The sequence below is a fragment of the Reyranella sp. genome (genome assembly GCF_965249915.1).
GTDB lineage: Bacteria > Pseudomonadota > Alphaproteobacteria > Reyranellales > Reyranellaceae > Reyranella.
In genome coordinates this window covers 2,239,367-2,254,193 of record NZ_OZ252257.1, presented here as the reverse complement: position 1 = coordinate 2,254,193, position 14,827 = coordinate 2,239,367, and the positions used below count along the sequence as shown (strand labels likewise).

Here is a 14,827-nt window from a genome sequence, read left to right as displayed (position 1 = left end):
CGCCGAGGAGGGAGGCATGAACGCTCTTCGCGCTTGCCTTGCCGCCCTTCTCGGACTGATGCTGGGCGTCAACGCGATGGCGCAGAACGCCGGGAGCGGCTCCATGCTCGATACCCTGTTCATCAAGCTGCGCGATGCCACCGATCCGTCGGCGATCCGCACCCTGGAAGCCGCGATCTGGGAACAGTGGGTGATGGTTCCGGACATGAGCCAGCGCGCCCTGATGATGCAGGGCATTGCCGAGATGCAGCAGCAGGAACTGAAGACCTCGATCGAGACCTTCACGCGCCTGATCGACGTCGCGCCGGATCTGTCGGAGGCCTGGAACAAGCGTGCGACGGCGCACTGGCTGATGGGCAACTTTACGGCCTCGCTGGCCGATATCTGCGAGACGGTGAAGCGCGAGCCGCGCCATTTCGGCGCCTATTCCGGTCTCGGTATGATCCGCGCGGAAATGGGCGAGACCGAGCGCGCTATCGCGGCCTTCGAGCTGGCCCGCACATGGAACCCGCATATCGCGGGAATCGACGACGAGATCGCGCGCCTGAAGGAATTGGGCGGGGATAAGGGCTCCGATGCCGACCCGCTGGGTTGCAGCCGGCCCACGACGTAGGCAAAAGTCCTTCACATTCGAATTCGGGAGTCATTCATGGCCACGTTGTATGTCGGCGGTCGTCTTTTCGACGGCGAGAAGGTGCAGGACGGGCAGGCGGTGCTGGAAGAGGGCGGCCGCATCAAGCGCGTCGCGCCGGCGGGCGAGTTCAAGGGCTTTGCCGGCGAGCGGGTCGACACGTCGGGCGCCACGCTCATTCCCGGCATCATCGACTGCCACGTACATTCGCTGTCGGGCGCCGAGGGCAATCCCGGCGCCGTTCAGGATCGCCTGAGTGCCGCCCAGCTGACCGTGCGCGGCATGGAGTTCATGCGCCAGAGCCTGGAAGGCGGCGTGACCGCCGTGCGCGACTGCGGCGGCAAGGACTATATCGAGTTCGCGATCCGCGACGCCTACAACGCCGGCCGCTTCCTGGGCCCCACCATGCGCTGCGCCGGCCGCATGATCTGCATGACCGGCGGCCACGGCAATCGCGTCGGCCGCGTTGCCGACGGTGTCGACGAGGTGGTGAAGGCGGTGCGCGAACAGGTCCATGCCGGCTCCGACCTGGTGAAGATCATGGCCACGGGCGGCGTGATGACCGCCGGCGTCAATCCCGAGGACGCCCACTACAGCGCCGAGGAAATGAAGGCCGGCATTTCGGAGGCGCATCGCTTCCACAAATGCTGCGCAAGCCATGCCCAGGGTGCGCTCGGCATCCTGAACGCGGTGCGCGGCGGCATCGATTCCATCGAGCACGGCATCTTCATGGACGAAGAATGCTGCCGCGAGATGAAGGAGCGCGGTGTCTGGCTGGTGCCGACGCTGGCGGCGGTGAAGAACATCCTCAAGGGCTATGACGAGGGCGACCGCTCGATCCCCGACTATGTGATCGACAAGAGCCGCCGCGTCTTCGATCGTCATATCGCGGCGACCAAGATGTACTACGCGGCCGGCGGCCGCATCGCGATGGGCACCGACGCCGGGACGCCGCACAACCGCCATGGCGAGAATGCACGCGAGCTCGAGTTCATGTGCGACATCGGCATCTCGAGCCGCGATTCGCTGTTCTTCGCGACCGCGAGTGCCGCCGACCTGATGCGGCTCGCCGATCACGGCCGCATCAAGGAAGGCAACGTCGCGGACTTCGTGCTGTGCGACGGCGACGCGCTGGCCGACATCAAGCGCGCCGCCCGCAAGGAGAACCACCGCATGGTGGTGAAGCGTGGCATCGTCGCCCGCGACAACCGCGCGGCCTTCTCCCAGGAAGCTGCCCGCGTCGCGGCGGAATAACGGGCAGAGCAGGGCGATCCCGGAGCCTTCGTGGAAGAAATCTTCCTCATCCTCGTCGGGATCGCCTGGGCGCTCGGCACCCCGCTGATCGCCATCATCGCGCTGGTCCGCACGTCAGGTCTTCGCGCGCAGAACGATCGCCTCGCCTCGGATTTGGCGTCGCTGCGTCGTGAGCTCGCGGCGGCAGGCCGGCAATCGGTTCCGCCGCCTCTCGGAGTAGCCTCGCCTGAGGTCACTCCTCACGAGGCAACGCCCGTCGAGGCCTCCGTGCCACCGCCGCCGGCGCCGCCTTTCGTGCCGGAGCCGGAACCGCCGATTGCACCGCCGCCCGTCGAACCCGAAGCGATCGTCATCGGCGCCGACCTGCCGGCATCCCCGGCCTCTCCCGCGACTCCGCCCTCGATCCCGGCCATCGAGCCGGTGCGGGGCGGGTGGGAGCAGCGGCTCGGGGCCCGGGCCTTCCTCTGGGTCGGCGCCATCACCCTGGCATTGTCGGCCGTCTTCCTCGTCCGCTACTCGATCGAGGAGGGCTACCTCTCTCCCGAGGTGCGCGTCATCCTCGCGGCCCTGTTCGGCTTCGCGTTGATTGCCGGCGCCGAGCGGATGCGTCCGCGCGACGATCGCGTCTCGCAGGCACTGGCGGCCGCGGGCGTGGCGGCGCTCTACGGCTCGCTTCTGTCAGCCGTCGCGCTCTACGACATGATCTCCAAGGTCGCGGCGGGCGGCGGTGCGGCGGCCCTGACGGCCTTTGCGATCACCCTCTCGCTGCGCCACGGCATCCTCGTCGCGGCGCTGGCCTTCGTCGGCGGCTTCCTCAGTCCCGCGATCATTGGCAGCGAGCAGCCCAACACGCCGGTCCTGTTCGGCTATCTGCTGGCCATTGCCGCGGGCACGCTCACGGTCATCCGGATCCGCGGCTGGTGGGTGCTGGGCTGGGGCGTCCTTGCGGGTTCGGCGCTGTGGACCTGCATCTGGATGCTGGCCGATCCCGACCTGCCCGAACTGCACTGGGTGGGCCTTTTCCTGGTGGCGCTCGCGGGGCTCTTCGTCTGGGCATCGTGGCGGCGCCTGCAGGAGAGCGAGAACCCGGCAAAGGACGTGCTGGCGCTGGTCTGGGCCGCGCTCGCGGTCACCGGTGGCCTGCTGGTGCTGGCCATCGCACAGGATCGCGGCGTGCAGACGGCCGGCTGGCTGGCCTTGGCGGTGCACGGCATCGGCATCTTTGCCTTCTCGCGCTGGGCGCCGCGTTTCCAGTTCACCGCCGGCCTCGCGCCGGCCCTGTCGTTGGCGGCGCTGGCGCTGTGGTGGTGGACGGGGAGCGGGGTGGCGGCCGACTGGAACGATGGCCGCTTCGGTTGGCTCGTGACGATGTTCGGAGGCCTGTACGCCGGTGCGGCCTTCGCCCTGCTGTGGAACGCCGCGCGGCCGGGATTCTGGGCCGCCCTCTCGGTATCGGCGGCGCTCTCGCACTTCCTGTTCGCCTGGTATGTGCTGCGCGGCACCGCGACCGGTGGTGTTCCGTGGGGCCTGATCAGCGTGGGCCTCGCCGCACCCTTCCTCGTGGGCGCCGAGCGGCTCACCCGCTGGCGCGGGACGATGCCGGGGGCCACCGAAGCCCTGGGCTTCCTGGCCGCCGGCGTGACCTTCTTCATCGGCGCCGCGATTCCGCTCGAGCTCAATCGCGAATGGATCACCGTCGCCTACGCGGTCGAGCTGGCCGCGGTCGCCGCGATCTCCGCCCAGCTCGGCCTGGTGACGCTGCGTCGGCTCTGCTGGCCGCTGCTCGCCGTCGTGGTCGTGCGCTTCGTCGTCAATCCGGAGATCCTGACCTATCCGGTCGGGCTGACGCCGATCCTCAACTGGATGCTGTGGGGTTACGGCATCTCGATCGCCGTGCTGGTCGTGGCGCTGCGCTTCCTGCGGCCGACTGGCGATGTCCAGCTCGTTCGCGCGGTGGAGGCGGCGGCCGCCTTGCTCACCTTCGTCCTGCTGACGCTCGAGGTCCGTAGCGTCTTCCAGCCGACGACGATGATGATGCCGGATGCGAGCTTCATGGAGCGCGCCTTCTACGTGCTGGTCTGGGGCGCCTTCGCGCTGGCGGCGCTGTGGAAGGCGCGGCTCGACGGTGATCTCGTCGCCCTGTGGGCGTGGCGGCTGAGCGGCGGGGCGGCTGTCGCGGTCGCCCTGATCGTGCAGGTGCTGGTCGCCAATCCGGTGTTCGAGCCGGCGGATGTCGGCCGGCTGCCGATCCTCAACGGGTTACTGCTGGCCTATGCGGTACCGGCGGCGATGGCGGCCCTGGCGCGTCGCTGGATCGATGTCGAGCCCGACCGGCGGGTCGATCTCCTGGTCGAGGCGGCGGCCTCGATCCTGGCCTTCGTCTATGTCTCGTTCGAGGTGCGCCACTTCTTCGATCCGGGCTTCGAGCGGGGCGGCTTCGACGCCCACGGTCTGGAACTCTATGCCTACTCGATCGTCTGGCTGCTGTTCGGCGTTGCCCTGCTGGCGCTGGGTTTCCTGCGGCAGGCTGCGGCGCTGCGGCATGCCGGCATGGTGCTGGTCTGCATCGTGGTCGCCAAGGTCTTCCTGATCGACATGGCGGGGCTGCAGGGGCTGCTGCGGGTCTTCTCGTTCCTCGGCCTGGGCGCGGCGCTGATCGGTCTCGGTTACGCCTATCGGCGCTTCGGCTTCGACAGCAAATAGCCGGGGCATTCTTTGCCGAACCCTGCCTGTCGCTCGACGATCTTCTGTGAGCGGCGAGGCGCTCGACGGTCAGGAGCGGGAAGCGTTCGTCCGGTCGGCTGCCGGGTTGACGCGACGCCTCACGCGCATGCGTGGCCGGACGGCCGAAGTGGAGATTGCATCGCTGGGGACTGTCGAGCGATCGATGGGCAAGGCGCGCGTGTCGTCGACTGGCCCCGAAGGATTAGAGGCCCGACGCCAGCCGGATGCGCGCCCTGATCAGACCGGGATCGTCAGGGAGCTGACTGACCTCGGCGGCAATGAGTGAGGCTTTGCCCACCGGAGCCGCCTTCGCGCGACCCGTCGAAGCATCGACGACGACGGCCAAGGTCAGCAGGGCGGCCGCGATCACCAGCAGATCGACCCAGGAGAAACGCATTCTGCGATACTGAAGCGGGACGGCGATGGCCCGGGGCTTTTTGTGGCCGTTGTTCATGATGGCCTCGTGGGGTGTTATCGGCTGGGCTGGAAAGGTTGCTTATGATTTCCCTTTCCGTCCGGGCCGCGACCGGACTGCGGCGATACCAAGAACGATTGTGTCAACCGTGTCCGATGGTGGCGCCAGCGACCGCGGCGAAGGTCAGGATCGAAGCGGCGATCACCAGGAAGTCGATCCAGGTCAACGACAGGCGGCGACGCTTCACGGCCGGTCTCCGGTCCTGCTGACGGGCACAGGCGGCGCCGAAACACCGGACGCGCGGCTCTGGGCGAGCACGCCGCCCGCGAAGATCACGATGCAGACGAGGATCAGAAGCGCATCGATCGTGGCGAAATTTCGGCGAGCCATGGAACCTCTCGTTGTGTCGTCACGAGAGCATACGGGCACTCGTTCGCGATCATCCCTCGCCCCAAATCGTGCGTGGATCGTGCGTCGCGAAAGTGTTCAGACGTAGGCGATACGGAGGATGTTGGTGGCGCCCGGCGTGCCGAACGGGACACCCGCCGTCACCACCAGCCGCTCGCCTTCCTTGGCCATTCCCTGTTGGCGGGCCACGCGGACGGCGCGCTGCACCATGTCGCCGAAATTGTGCGCGTCCTCGGTCCGCACCGGATGGACGCCCCAGGTGAGCGTCATGCGGCGCGCCGTGTCGAGGTTCGGCGTCAGGCAGAGAATGTGAACGTCGGGCCGCTCGCGCGCCGCGCGCAACGTGGTCGAGCCGGTATTGGTGTAGGTGACGATGGCGGCCGCCGACAGCGTGTGCGCGCATTGACGGGCGGCGGCACTGATCGCGTCTGCCGTGGTGGCTTCGGGCTCGTGCCGGCTCGCATCCATCAGGCGGCGATAGAGCGGATCGGCTTCGACGCTCTTCAGGATGCGATCCATCATCGTGACCGCCTCGACCGGGTAACTGCCCGAAGCGGATTCGGCCGACAGCATGACGGCGTCGGTGCCGTCATAGACGGCCGTGGCCACATCGGACACTTCGGCGCGCGTCGGGGTCGGCGCGTTGATCATCGACTCCAGCATCTGCGTCGCCACGATGGTCGGCCGGCCGGCGACGCGGCAGGCGGCAAGGATGCGCTTCTGCAGCGGCGGTACGGCTTCCGGCGGCATTTCCACGCCGAGGTCGCCGCGGGCGACCATGATGCCGTCGCTCTGCTCGATGATCTCGTCGAGATGTTCGAGCGCCTGCGGCTTTTCCAGCTTCGCCATCACCGCGGCGCGACCGGCCACCATCTTCTTCAGTTCGGCGATGTCGTTGGCATGCTGCACGAAGGAGAGCGCGATCCAGTCGACACCGATCGACAGGCCGAACGCGAGGTCCTTGTGATCCTTCGGTGTCATCGGCGACATCGGCAGGACGAGGTTGGGCAGGTTGACGCCCTTGCGGTCGCTGAGGGTGCCGGCGACCTCGACTTCGGTGTCGATTGTCTCGGCGTCGTGGGACACGATGCGCAGCCGCACCTTGCCGTCGTCGATCAGCAGGATGCCGCCGGGTTTGGCGGCCTTGAAGATCTCCGGGTGAAGGAGGGGGACGCGTTCGGCGGTGCCGGGCTCGGCATTCATGTCGAAGCGCACCCGCTGGCCCTTCTTCAGAATCATCGGCCCCTGGGCGAAAGTGCCGAGGCGCAGCTTGGGACCCTGAAGATCCAGCAGGATGGCGATCGGGTGCTTGAATTCCTTCTCGAGCGCACGAAGCTGTTCGACCCGCTGGCGATGATCCTCGTGCTGGCCGTGGCTGAAGTTCAGGCGGAAGACGTCGGCGCCGGCCTCGAACAGGGTCCGCAGGCGCTCCGTGGTCGACGAGGCGGGGCCGAGCGTGGCGACGATCTTGGTGAATCGATTGCGGCGCATGGGGACAGTCTACTTCGAGGGCGACGACACTTTGAAGTCACCCGCCGCTTCGTAGACCTTTACGACAGCGGCGTCATCCAGCTTGCCCCAACCGGCGCCCGCCGCTGCGATGAAGAGCTGATGGGCGGCGGCGGCAAGCGGCAACGGCAAGCGCAGCTCGTGGCCCGTATCGAGCACCAGGCCGAGATCCTTCACGAAGATCTCGACCGCCGACAGCGGCGAATAGTCGTCGTCGAGCATGTGCGGCACCCTGTTGCCGAACATCCAGGAATTGCCGGCGCTGGCCGAGATCACTTCATAGACCGCGCGGGTATCGGCGCCGGCCTTGGCCGCGAGTGCCATCGCCTCGGCGGCCGTGGCGATGTGCACGCCGGCCAGGAGCTGGTTCACCGTCTTCACCAGCGAGCCGATGCCCGCCTTGTCGCCGAGGCGAAACACTGTCGCAGAGGTCGCGGACAGGATGGACTCCGCGGCAGCGAAGGCGCCGGCATTGCCGGAGGACATGAAAGTGAGTTCGCCGGATTCCGCCCGTGCCCGCCCGCCGGACATCGGCGCATCGAGCAGCTCGTGCCCGGTCGCCGCGAGACGCTCGTCGAGCTTGCGGATGAAGGCCGCCGGGCAGGTGGCACATTGCATGACGAGGCCGCCCTTGCGCAGCGTGGCGACCGCACCGCCCTCGCCATAGAGCACCGCTTCGACCTGCTGGGCGTTGACGACGGCGACGACGACCACATCGGCGGTCTTCGCGGCGTCGGCGGGTGTTGCTTCCGTCGTGCCACCCGCGGCCACGAAGGCCTCGCGCGCCGCGGCGCTGGGATCGACGCCGATCACCTTGTGGCCGTGCTTCAGCAGGTTCTTCGCCATGCCGAGGCCCATGGAGCCCAGGCCCACGAAAGCGATGACGGGAGTGTTCTTGTCGGTCATGGATCAGGCCTTGATGCCGTACTTGGCCGCCCAGCCGAGGCCGGCGCCGGTCGTGGTCTTCGGCTTGTATTCGAGGCCGACATAACCGTCGTAGCCCAGCCGATCGAGCACATCGAGCAGGTAGAGGTGGTTGACCTCGCCGATGTCGGGCTCGTTGCGGTCGGGGTTGCCCGCGATCTGCACGTGCGAGGTGATCGGGAACAGCCGCTCCATCCGCTTCCGCAGATCGCCCTCGGTGACCTGCAGGTGATAGAGGTCGAGCTGCAGGCGAAGATGCGGCGCACCGACTTCGTCGATGATCGCCTTCACCTGGTCGGTCGTGTTGGTGAAGTAGCCGGGAATGTCGCGATGATTGATTGGCTCCAGCACGATGGTGATGTCCATCTTGGCGGTGCGGTCGCAGATCTTCTTGAGGTTCGCGATGAAGGTGCGGTGCATCGCCTTCACGTCGGCGCCAGGGGCGATCATGCCGGACATGACGTGCAGCGTCCGGCATTCGAGGACCTTGGCATAGTCCAGCGCCTTGTCGATGGCGGCGGCGAACTCGGCCTCGCGGCCCGGCAAGGCCGCCAGGCCGCGCTCGCCCTTGCTGGCGTCGCCCGGCGGCAGGTTGAACAGCGCCTGGGTGAGCCTGTGCTTCTTCAGCTCGGCGGCGATCTCGGCGGCCGGTGCTTCGTAGGGAAACAGGATCTCGACGGCCTTGAAGCCATGCGCCGCGGCGGCGCCGAAGCGCTGCAGGAACGGCACTTCCTGGTAGATCCACGAGAGATTGGCGGCGAGCTTGGGCATTCTTCTTGTCCGATCAGGAAGGATAGGCTTCTTCGACGTCGCGCACCTGGGCATCCGAGAGCGTGCGCAGCTTGAAGCCCTGCAGCAGCAGGTGAAGCTTGGCCGTTTCCTCCAGCTCCTCGATCGAGGCGGAGGCAGCCGACAGCGAGCTTCCCGCGACGACCGGGCCATGATTGGCCAGCAGCACGGCGCGATGGCCCTTGGCATAGTCGCGAATGGCGTCGGCGAGCTTGGGATCGCCCGGCTTGTAGTAGGGGACCAGCGGCAGCTTGCCGACCCGCATCACGAAGTAGGGCGTGATCGGCGGCAGGGTGGTCTCGGCATTGTGGTGGCACGACGGATCGAGGCAGGAGATCGCCACGGCATGCGTGCAATGGAGATGCACGATGGCGCCGTCCTTGGGCCGCACGTCGTAGACCGAGCGATGCAGCAGCGCTTCCTTGGTCGGCGGATCGCCGGCGACGTGCTTGCCCGAGAGATCGATCTTGGAGAGCTGGCCGGGCTCGAGTTCGCCCAGCGACGAATTGGTCGGCGTCATCAGCCAGCCGTCCGCGATCCGCGCGCTGATGTTGCCGGAGGTGCCGGGGCACAGGCCGCGCGCGGCGAGCTTGGCGCCCAGCGCGCAGATCTGCTCGCGCATCTTGGTTTCTGCGGTGCTCATAGTCTGTCGAATGCCTTCGTAAAGAAATCGGGCGCGCCGAAATTGCCGGACTTCAGCGCGAGCAGGAGCGGTTTGGCGCCCACGGATGCCGTCCACGGCACGCCGGGATCGATCTCCGGTCCGATGCGCAGCGCGGTGACGTCGAGCGCGCCCACGACGGCGCCCGAGGTCTCGCCACCCGCGACGACCAGCCGCCCCACGCCGGCGCTGACGAGACCGCGCGCCAGCGCCGCCATCGTCTTCTCGATCGCCTGGCTCGATTTCTCGATGCCGTATTTTGCCTGCAGCGCCTTCACGGCCTCGGGCGTGTCGCTGGCCGACAGCAGGATCGGGCCGTTACCAAGTTTGCCCTTGGCCCAGGCCAGCGCCTTGCCGGCCACGTCTTCGCCGCGGCAGATCGCGTCGGTATCGAGCGCCAGATGAGCGCCCTTGAAAGCCTTGATCTGGCCGAGCGTGGCGGCGGAGCAGGAGCCGGCAAGCACCGCTGCGGCTCCCTCGATGGTGGGCAGCGTGTCGGCGCCGGAGCGGTGGGCCATCAGCCCGCGTCGGCGATAGGCCGCCGGGAGGCCGAGCGCAACACCGGAGCCGCCCGTGACGAGCGTATCGTCGCCGATCGCTTCGCCGATGATGCCGAGGTCGGTATCGGCCACGGCATCGACCACGACATGTCGCACGCCCTCGGCGGCGAGCTTGTCGAGCGCTTCGCGCAGGACGGCCGAGCCGGACTGGACCTGCTTCAAAGCGACGAGGCCGACCTTGTGCGGCGTCTGTCGCGCCAGCACGCGCACCAGGCTGGCATCCGTCATCGGCGTCAGCGGATGGTGCTTCATGTGCGAGTCCGAGAGCAGCACGTCGCCCACGAACAGGTGTCCGAAGAAGATCGTGCGGCCGTTCACCGGAAAGGCGGGACAATAGATCGCCTGCTTCGCTTTCAGCGCATCGAGCAACGCATCGCCCACCGGGCCGATGTTGCCGGCGTCGGTCGAATCGAAGGTCGAGCAGTATTTGAAGAAGAAGCGCACGCAGCCGGCGGCCTGCAAAGCCTTCAGCGCGTCGAGCGATTGCGCGACCGCATCGGCCGCCGGGATCGAGCGCGTCTTCAGCGCGACGACGACGGCATCGACGTCGTCGGGAATGGTGCCCTTCGCCGGCACGCCGATTGTCTGGATCGTGCGCATGCCGCCTTTGACGAGCATGCCCGCGATGTCCGTTGCGCCGGTGAAGTCGTCGGCGATCACTCCAAGAATGGCCATGCCCGACCCTAGGCGATCACGGTTGCGCGCATCCAGAACTTTCGGCGCCGGGAGCGCCGTCGGGTCTCGTCCTCGCCGTCGTAGTGATGCAACGTCGGTGCAGCATCGAAGCTGTCGCTGATGTCGAGCGCGTTGACGTTGACGATGCCGATGGTGCCATCCGCCTCGGGCATCACGGCGCCGACATAGGTGCCGCAACGGGCACAAAGCAGGTAATCGGTGATGCCGAGGCCGAAGCGGTAGCGCGACAGGGCATTTGGTGCGCTGCGAAATTCCACGCTTCCGGTCGGATCTCCCATGGTGCGGGCGCCGTGACGGCGGCAGAAGCTGCAGCCGCAGCGTCCGACCCGCATCTCCTCGGGCTTCTTGTCGGAGGTGAGCGTGATCGCGATCGCGCCGCAGTGGCAGGAGCCGGGATAGCTCGTCATGGCGCGATCAGGGTGACCCTGAAGTCGTTGACGTTGGTTCGCGTCGGGCCGGTGATCAGGCCATCGCCCAGCAGCTCGAAGAAGCCGTGCCCGTCATTGTCGTCGAGCATGGCCTGCGGGTCGCGGCCCTGGGCGCGCGCCCGGGCGAGCGTATCGGGCGTGAACACCGCGCCGGCAACATCCTCGGCGCCGTCGACGCCGTCGGTATCGGCCGACAGGCCCCAGATGCCAGCCGCGCCGTCGGCGGCGATGGCCTCGGCCAGCAGATATTCGACGTTGCGGCCGCCACGGCCCGTGCCGCGCACCGTAACGGTGGTCTCGCCACCCGAGAGGATGGCCACCGGCTTGCCGCCGCGCCTCGCGATCTCGAGGGCCTGGCGCGCGTGCGCGGCGCCGAGTTCACGGGCCTCGCCCTCGAGATTGTCGCCCAGCATGACGACCTCGACGCCATGCTCTTTGGCGACAGCGGCGGCGGCCTCGAGCGAGCGCTTGGGCGTGGCCACCATGATCGTCTCGACATTGGCGAGGCGCGGGTCGCCGGGTTTCGGCGTCTCCTCGATGCGACCGGCGGCGCCTTCCTGAAGATGCCTGAGCACGGCCGATGGAGGATCGATGCGATACTTCGCGAGCACGGCGAGCGCGTCGGCGAAGGTCGTCCTGTCGGCGACGGTAGGACCAGAGCCGATGACGCCGGGGTCATCGTTCGGCACGTCGGAGATCAGCCACGACAGAACGCGCGCGGGCTGGGCGGCGATCGCAAGCCGGCCGCCCTTGATCGCCGAGAGGTGTTTTCGCACCGTGTTCATCTCGACGATGTTGGCGCCCGACTTCAGCAGCGCGCGATTGACCTCCTGCTTGTCGTTCAGGGTGAGGCCCGGCGCCGGCAGGGCGAGCAGGGCCGAGGCGCCGCCCGAGATCAGGCACAGCAGGAGATCGTCGGCGCTCAGCCCCTGGACGCGCTGGTAGATGCGGCCGGCGGCCTCGCGGCCTTTGTCGTCGGGAACGGGATGCGCGGCCTCGACGATCTCGATGCGCTTGCAGGTCTCGCCATAGCCGTAGCGCGTCACCACCAGCCCTTCGAGCGGATGGGGCCACTGGTCCTCGACGGCGCGGGCCATGGCGGCACTGGCCTTGCCGGCACCAATCACGATGGTCCGGCCCTTGGGTGGCTGCAGTCTCTCGATGTAGGGCGCAAGGCAGGTGGCGGGACGTGCGGCGGCAAGGGCGGCATCGAAGAGGGCGCGCAGCAGGGCGCGGGCGTCGGCATCTTTCATTTGCGCGATCTTCGCACTATAGGGGCGCGATGCAACCGTTGCTCCGGCCGGGCGATCCGCCGCCGTTCTCCGTCTTCAACGAACAGGGTCAGGCGCCGCTGTTGCTGCTCTGCGATCATGCCAGCAAGGCGGTGCCGCAGGCGCTGGGCGATCTCGGGATTCCCGGGAGCGAGCTGGCGCGGCACATCGGCTGGGACATCGGCGGGCTCGACGCGGCGATCGAACTGGCGAAGGCGCTCGATGCGCCCCTGGTCGCCTCCGGCTACTCGCGGCTGGTGATCGACTGCAACCGCTGGCCGGGCGGCGAGGGCTCGACGCCGGAGATCAGCGACGAGACGGTGATTCCGGCCAACAAGGACCTGACCAAAGAACAGGTCGACGCCCGTGCCGAGGCCTGCTTCTGGCCCTACCATCGCGAGGTCGACCGGCTGCTCGACGCCATGACCGAAGGCGGACGCACGGTCTGCCTGCTGGTGATGCACAGTTTCACCCCGGTGATGAAGGGCTTTGTCCGCCCCTGGCATGTCGGTGTGCTGTGGAACGACGATCCGCGCCTGCCCGAGCCGCTGCTGGAAGAGCTGCGCCGCGATCCTTCGCTGGTGGTGGGCGACAACGAACCCTATTCGGCGCGCGCGTCCTACGAATACACGCTGACCGCCCATGCCCGGTCGCGGGCGCTGCCGCATTGTTCGCTGGAAGTCCGGCAGGATCTCATGAGCACGCCGGACGATGCACGCGCCTGGGGCAGCCGGCTGGCGCCGCCGATCTCGGCCGCCGTCGCAAAGGCCCTCACGCAGACCGCGGCGGCGTCTGGCTAAGCGCGAGGATCGACCCTATATCGGCACGACGATATCGGCCTGCACCCCCAAGGAGGCGAGCATGGATGACAAGACCCGCACGGAACTCGAAGCCGCCGCCTTCCGGCGTCTGGTGTCGCACCTCCAGGAGCGGACCGACGTCCAGAACATCGACCTGATGAACCTGGCCGGCTTCTGCCGCAACTGCCTGTCGCGCTGGTATCGCGAGGAGGCCGGCAAGCAGGGCATCGAGATCGCCGATCCGAAGGCCCGCGAGATCGTCTACGGCATGCCCTATGACGAGTGGAAGGCCAAGCATCAGAAGGATGCGTCGGCCGACCAGAAGAAGGCCTTCGACAAGGCCCACAAGCACGACTGAAAGGACTAGCCGGGCCAGCTGTCGATCGCTTCGGCGAAGCGCGACAGTTCCTCGAGAAGCCGCTTCTGCCCGTCGTCGCCGAGCTTCTGCAGCCGGCTGCGCTGTACGTCGAAGACGCGGGGGATGGCTTCGTTGATGACGGCTTCGCCCGAGGCCGTGAGCTGGACCCGCAGCGTCCGGCGGTCGCTCGGCTCGGCGAGACGGGCGATCAGGTTCTGGGATTCCAGCTTGTTCAACCGGCTCGTGAGGCCGGCGCCGCTGAGCAGCAGCGACTGCACGAGCTGCTTGGGCGTCAGGCAGTAGGGTGTGCCGGAGCGCCTCAGCGCGGTCAGCACGTCGAACGTGCCGCGGGTCAGGCCGAACGGAACCAACGCTTCCTCGATGAAGGCGGTGCACTGGATCTGGATGCGCGCAATCAGCCCGTAGATCTGCACCGGGCTGGTGTCGATGTCGGGCCGCTCGGTGCGCCACTGCGAGAAGATGGCGTCCACCTGATCGCGCGCGGCGCGGGCGCCGGCCGTCGGGCGCCGGCCCGGACGCTGCGGCTTCGCCTCCGGCGTTTCCGGGGTGCCTTCGATGTCCGGCTTGCCGCTGCGCATTTTTCCTCCGTCGAAACCCGTCATGGCACGCGCGGGTTCAGGGCGTCCAGTTGACGACCCGGCGCTCGATCCATTCGATGCCATGGAAGAGAGCGATGCTGAGCAGGGTCAGCAGGGCGATGGCGGCGAAGGCGAGAGGGGTCTGCGACTGCGACGTCGAGATCAGGATGAGGTAGCCCAGCCCTTCCTGCGCGGCCACGAACTCGCCGATCACCGAGCCGATGACGGCGAAGGTCACCGCCACCTTGCAGCCGGTGAAGAAGTGCGGCAGCGCCACGGGAATTCTAAGACGCCGGAAGATCATGTGCTGGGACGCGCCCAGCGACCGCATGAGGTCGAGCATGGTGCGCGGGGCGGCTTCCAGTCCCGCGATCAGGTTGACCAGGATCGGGAAGAAGCAGACGAGGACCACGATCACGATCTTCGGCCATTCCGAAAGACCGAGCCATAGGATGATCAGAGGAGCCACGGCGACCTTTGGCACCGACTGGAGGCCGAGCAGGATCGGATAGAGGAGCCGGCGGGCAGTCGCATTCAGGGCGATCAGCACGGCCAGCGGCAGCGACAGCGCGATGGCGAGCAGGAAGCCCACCATCGTCTCACGCAAGGTCACGAGACTGTTGAGGCCGAGTTCGGGCGCCCATTGCAGCGCCGTCCTTCCGATCTCGCTGGGGGCCGGCAGGATCCAGGCGGGAATCGCGAAGACGCGGACGGACACTTCCCAGGCAACGAGCAGCACCAGGTAGACGGCAGGAATCGTGGCGCGGCCGGCCAGGCGCGAGGAGGGGGACGCACTCATG

16 protein-coding genes are annotated in these 14,827 nt (G+C 67.7%); 5 read left to right on the top strand and 11 right to left on the bottom strand.

The genetic code is table 11. The annotated features are described in order from the left end of the window. The first annotated feature begins 16 nt into the window (after positions 1-16). Genes ACP15H_RS11190 through ACP15H_RS11180 form a run of 3 tightly spaced genes read left to right on the top strand, consistent with a single transcriptional unit; the run spans position 17 to position 4,588 of the window. Positions 17-613, top strand: coding sequence for a tetratricopeptide repeat protein (locus tag ACP15H_RS11190; RefSeq protein ID WP_425066260.1), 597 nt, complete (start codon positions 17-19; stop codon positions 611-613). Between the two features lie 36 nt (positions 614-649). Further along, a complete protein-coding gene (locus ACP15H_RS11185; protein ID WP_425066259.1) occupies positions 650-1,885 on the top strand; it encodes an amidohydrolase family protein in 1,236 nt (411 codons plus the stop codon). 30 nt (positions 1,886-1,915) lie between these two features. Further along, positions 1,916-4,588, top strand: a complete 2,673-nt coding sequence (locus tag ACP15H_RS11180; protein WP_425066258.1) for a DUF2339 domain-containing protein — start codon at positions 1,916-1,918, stop codon at positions 4,586-4,588. 223 nt (positions 4,589-4,811) lie between these two features. Here ACP15H_RS11180 and ACP15H_RS11175 read toward each other — a convergent pair whose 3' ends face one another. From ACP15H_RS11175 to ACP15H_RS11135, 9 genes are all read right to left on the bottom strand, one after another. Further along, positions 4,812-5,006 (bottom strand): hypothetical protein, encoded by a 195-nt coding sequence (locus tag ACP15H_RS11175; RefSeq protein ID WP_425066257.1) that lies wholly within the window; start codon positions 5,004-5,006, stop codon positions 4,812-4,814. A 261-nt stretch (positions 5,007-5,267) separates the two neighbouring features. Beyond that, positions 5,268-5,414, bottom strand: coding sequence for a hypothetical protein (locus tag ACP15H_RS11170; protein WP_425066256.1), 147 nt, complete (start codon positions 5,412-5,414; stop codon positions 5,268-5,270). A gap of 96 nt (positions 5,415-5,510) precedes the next feature. After that, positions 5,511-6,923 carry a pyruvate kinase gene (pyk, locus tag ACP15H_RS11165; RefSeq protein WP_425066255.1) on the bottom strand — a complete coding sequence of 471 codons (1,413 nt, stop codon included), beginning with the start codon at positions 6,921-6,923 and terminating at the stop codon, positions 5,511-5,513. A gap of 9 nt (positions 6,924-6,932) precedes the next feature. Then, positions 6,933-7,847, bottom strand: coding sequence for an L-threonate dehydrogenase (ltnD, locus tag ACP15H_RS11160; RefSeq protein ID WP_425066254.1), 915 nt, complete (start codon positions 7,845-7,847; stop codon positions 6,933-6,935). A gap of 3 nt (positions 7,848-7,850) precedes the next feature. Further along, entirely contained in the window at positions 7,851-8,636 is a 786-nt protein-coding gene (gene otnI / locus ACP15H_RS11155; RefSeq protein ID WP_425066253.1) for a 2-oxo-tetronate isomerase, read from the bottom strand. 13 nt (positions 8,637-8,649) lie between these two features. Continuing rightward, a complete protein-coding gene (gene otnC, locus ACP15H_RS11150) occupies positions 8,650-9,297 on the bottom strand; it encodes a 3-oxo-tetronate 4-phosphate decarboxylase (protein ID WP_425066252.1) in 648 nt (215 codons plus the stop codon). Beyond that, positions 9,294-10,550 (bottom strand): 3-oxo-tetronate kinase, encoded by a 1,257-nt coding sequence (otnK, locus tag ACP15H_RS11145; protein WP_425066251.1) that lies wholly within the window; start codon positions 10,548-10,550, stop codon positions 9,294-9,296. Before otnK ends, otnC begins: the two co-directional genes overlap by 4 nt. Before the next feature lie 8 nt (positions 10,551-10,558). Further along, complete coding sequence (locus ACP15H_RS11140; RefSeq protein ID WP_425066250.1) at positions 10,559-10,978, bottom strand: GFA family protein; 420 nt, start codon at positions 10,976-10,978, stop codon at positions 10,559-10,561. Next, positions 10,975-12,252 carry a glycerate kinase type-2 family protein gene (locus tag ACP15H_RS11135; protein ID WP_425066249.1) on the bottom strand — a complete coding sequence of 426 codons (1,278 nt, stop codon included), beginning with the start codon at positions 12,250-12,252 and terminating at the stop codon, positions 10,975-10,977. The genes ACP15H_RS11140 and ACP15H_RS11135 overlap by 4 nt, the downstream gene beginning before the upstream one ends. Before the next feature lie 29 nt (positions 12,253-12,281). On the opposite strand from ACP15H_RS11135, the gene ACP15H_RS11130 reads away from it, so the two are divergent. Together ACP15H_RS11130 and ACP15H_RS11125 are read left to right on the top strand one after the other, a co-directional pair. Beyond that, positions 12,282-13,070, top strand: coding sequence for an N-formylglutamate amidohydrolase (locus ACP15H_RS11130; protein WP_425066248.1), 789 nt, complete (start codon positions 12,282-12,284; stop codon positions 13,068-13,070). A gap of 61 nt (positions 13,071-13,131) precedes the next feature. Then, entirely contained in the window at positions 13,132-13,428 is a 297-nt protein-coding gene (locus ACP15H_RS11125; protein WP_425066247.1) for a DUF1244 domain-containing protein, read from the top strand. A gap of 5 nt (positions 13,429-13,433) precedes the next feature. On the opposite strand, the gene ACP15H_RS11120 is transcribed toward ACP15H_RS11125, so the two are convergent. Then, the gene (locus ACP15H_RS11120) at positions 13,434-14,027 is read right to left on the bottom strand and encodes a MarR family winged helix-turn-helix transcriptional regulator (RefSeq protein WP_425066246.1); all 594 of its coding nucleotides are present in this window, start codon (positions 14,025-14,027) and stop codon (positions 13,434-13,436) included. Positions 14,028-14,064: 37 nt separating this feature from the next. Further along, complete coding sequence (locus ACP15H_RS11115) at positions 14,065-14,826, bottom strand: ABC transporter permease (RefSeq protein WP_425066245.1); 762 nt, start codon at positions 14,824-14,826, stop codon at positions 14,065-14,067. Position 14,827: the final 1 nt, after the last annotated feature.

What these genes read in the sequence shown, in the direction of transcription:
- ACP15H_RS11190 (WP_425066260.1), top strand. Translation starts at nt 17, where the DNA reads ATGAACGCTCTTCGCGCTTGCCTTGCCGCCCTTCTCGGACTGATGCTG.
- ACP15H_RS11185 (WP_425066259.1), top strand. Translation starts at nt 650, where the DNA reads ATGGCCACGTTGTATGTCGGCGGTCGTCTTTTCGACGGCGAGAAGGTG.
- ACP15H_RS11175 (WP_425066257.1), bottom strand. Translation starts at nt 5,006, where the DNA reads ATGCGTTTCTCCTGGGTCGATCTGCTGGTGATCGCGGCCGCCCTGCTG.
- ACP15H_RS11170 (WP_425066256.1), bottom strand. Translation starts at nt 5,414, where the DNA reads ATGGCTCGCCGAAATTTCGCCACGATCGATGCGCTTCTGATCCTCGTC.
- pyk (WP_425066255.1), bottom strand. Translation starts at nt 6,923, where the DNA reads ATGCGCCGCAATCGATTCACCAAGATCGTCGCCACGCTCGGCCCCGCC.
- ltnD (WP_425066254.1), bottom strand. Translation starts at nt 7,847, where the DNA reads ATGACCGACAAGAACACTCCCGTCATCGCTTTCGTGGGCCTGGGCTCC.
- otnI (WP_425066253.1), bottom strand. Translation starts at nt 8,636, where the DNA reads ATGCCCAAGCTCGCCGCCAATCTCTCGTGGATCTACCAGGAAGTGCCG.
- otnC (WP_425066252.1), bottom strand. Translation starts at nt 9,297, where the DNA reads ATGAGCACCGCAGAAACCAAGATGCGCGAGCAGATCTGCGCGCTGGGC.
- otnK (WP_425066251.1), bottom strand. Translation starts at nt 10,550, where the DNA reads ATGGCCATTCTTGGAGTGATCGCCGACGACTTCACCGGCGCAACGGAC.
- ACP15H_RS11140 (WP_425066250.1), bottom strand. Translation starts at nt 10,978, where the DNA reads ATGACGAGCTATCCCGGCTCCTGCCACTGCGGCGCGATCGCGATCACG.
- ACP15H_RS11135 (WP_425066249.1), bottom strand. Translation starts at nt 12,252, where the DNA reads ATGAAAGATGCCGACGCCCGCGCCCTGCTGCGCGCCCTCTTCGATGCC.
- ACP15H_RS11130 (WP_425066248.1), top strand. Translation starts at nt 12,282, where the DNA reads ATGCAACCGTTGCTCCGGCCGGGCGATCCGCCGCCGTTCTCCGTCTTC.
- ACP15H_RS11125 (WP_425066247.1), top strand. Translation starts at nt 13,132, where the DNA reads ATGGATGACAAGACCCGCACGGAACTCGAAGCCGCCGCCTTCCGGCGT.
- ACP15H_RS11120 (WP_425066246.1), bottom strand. Translation starts at nt 14,027, where the DNA reads ATGCGCAGCGGCAAGCCGGACATCGAAGGCACCCCGGAAACGCCGGAG.
- ACP15H_RS11115 (WP_425066245.1), bottom strand. Translation starts at nt 14,826, where the DNA reads ATGAGTGCGTCCCCCTCCTCGCGCCTGGCCGGCCGCGCCACGATTCCT.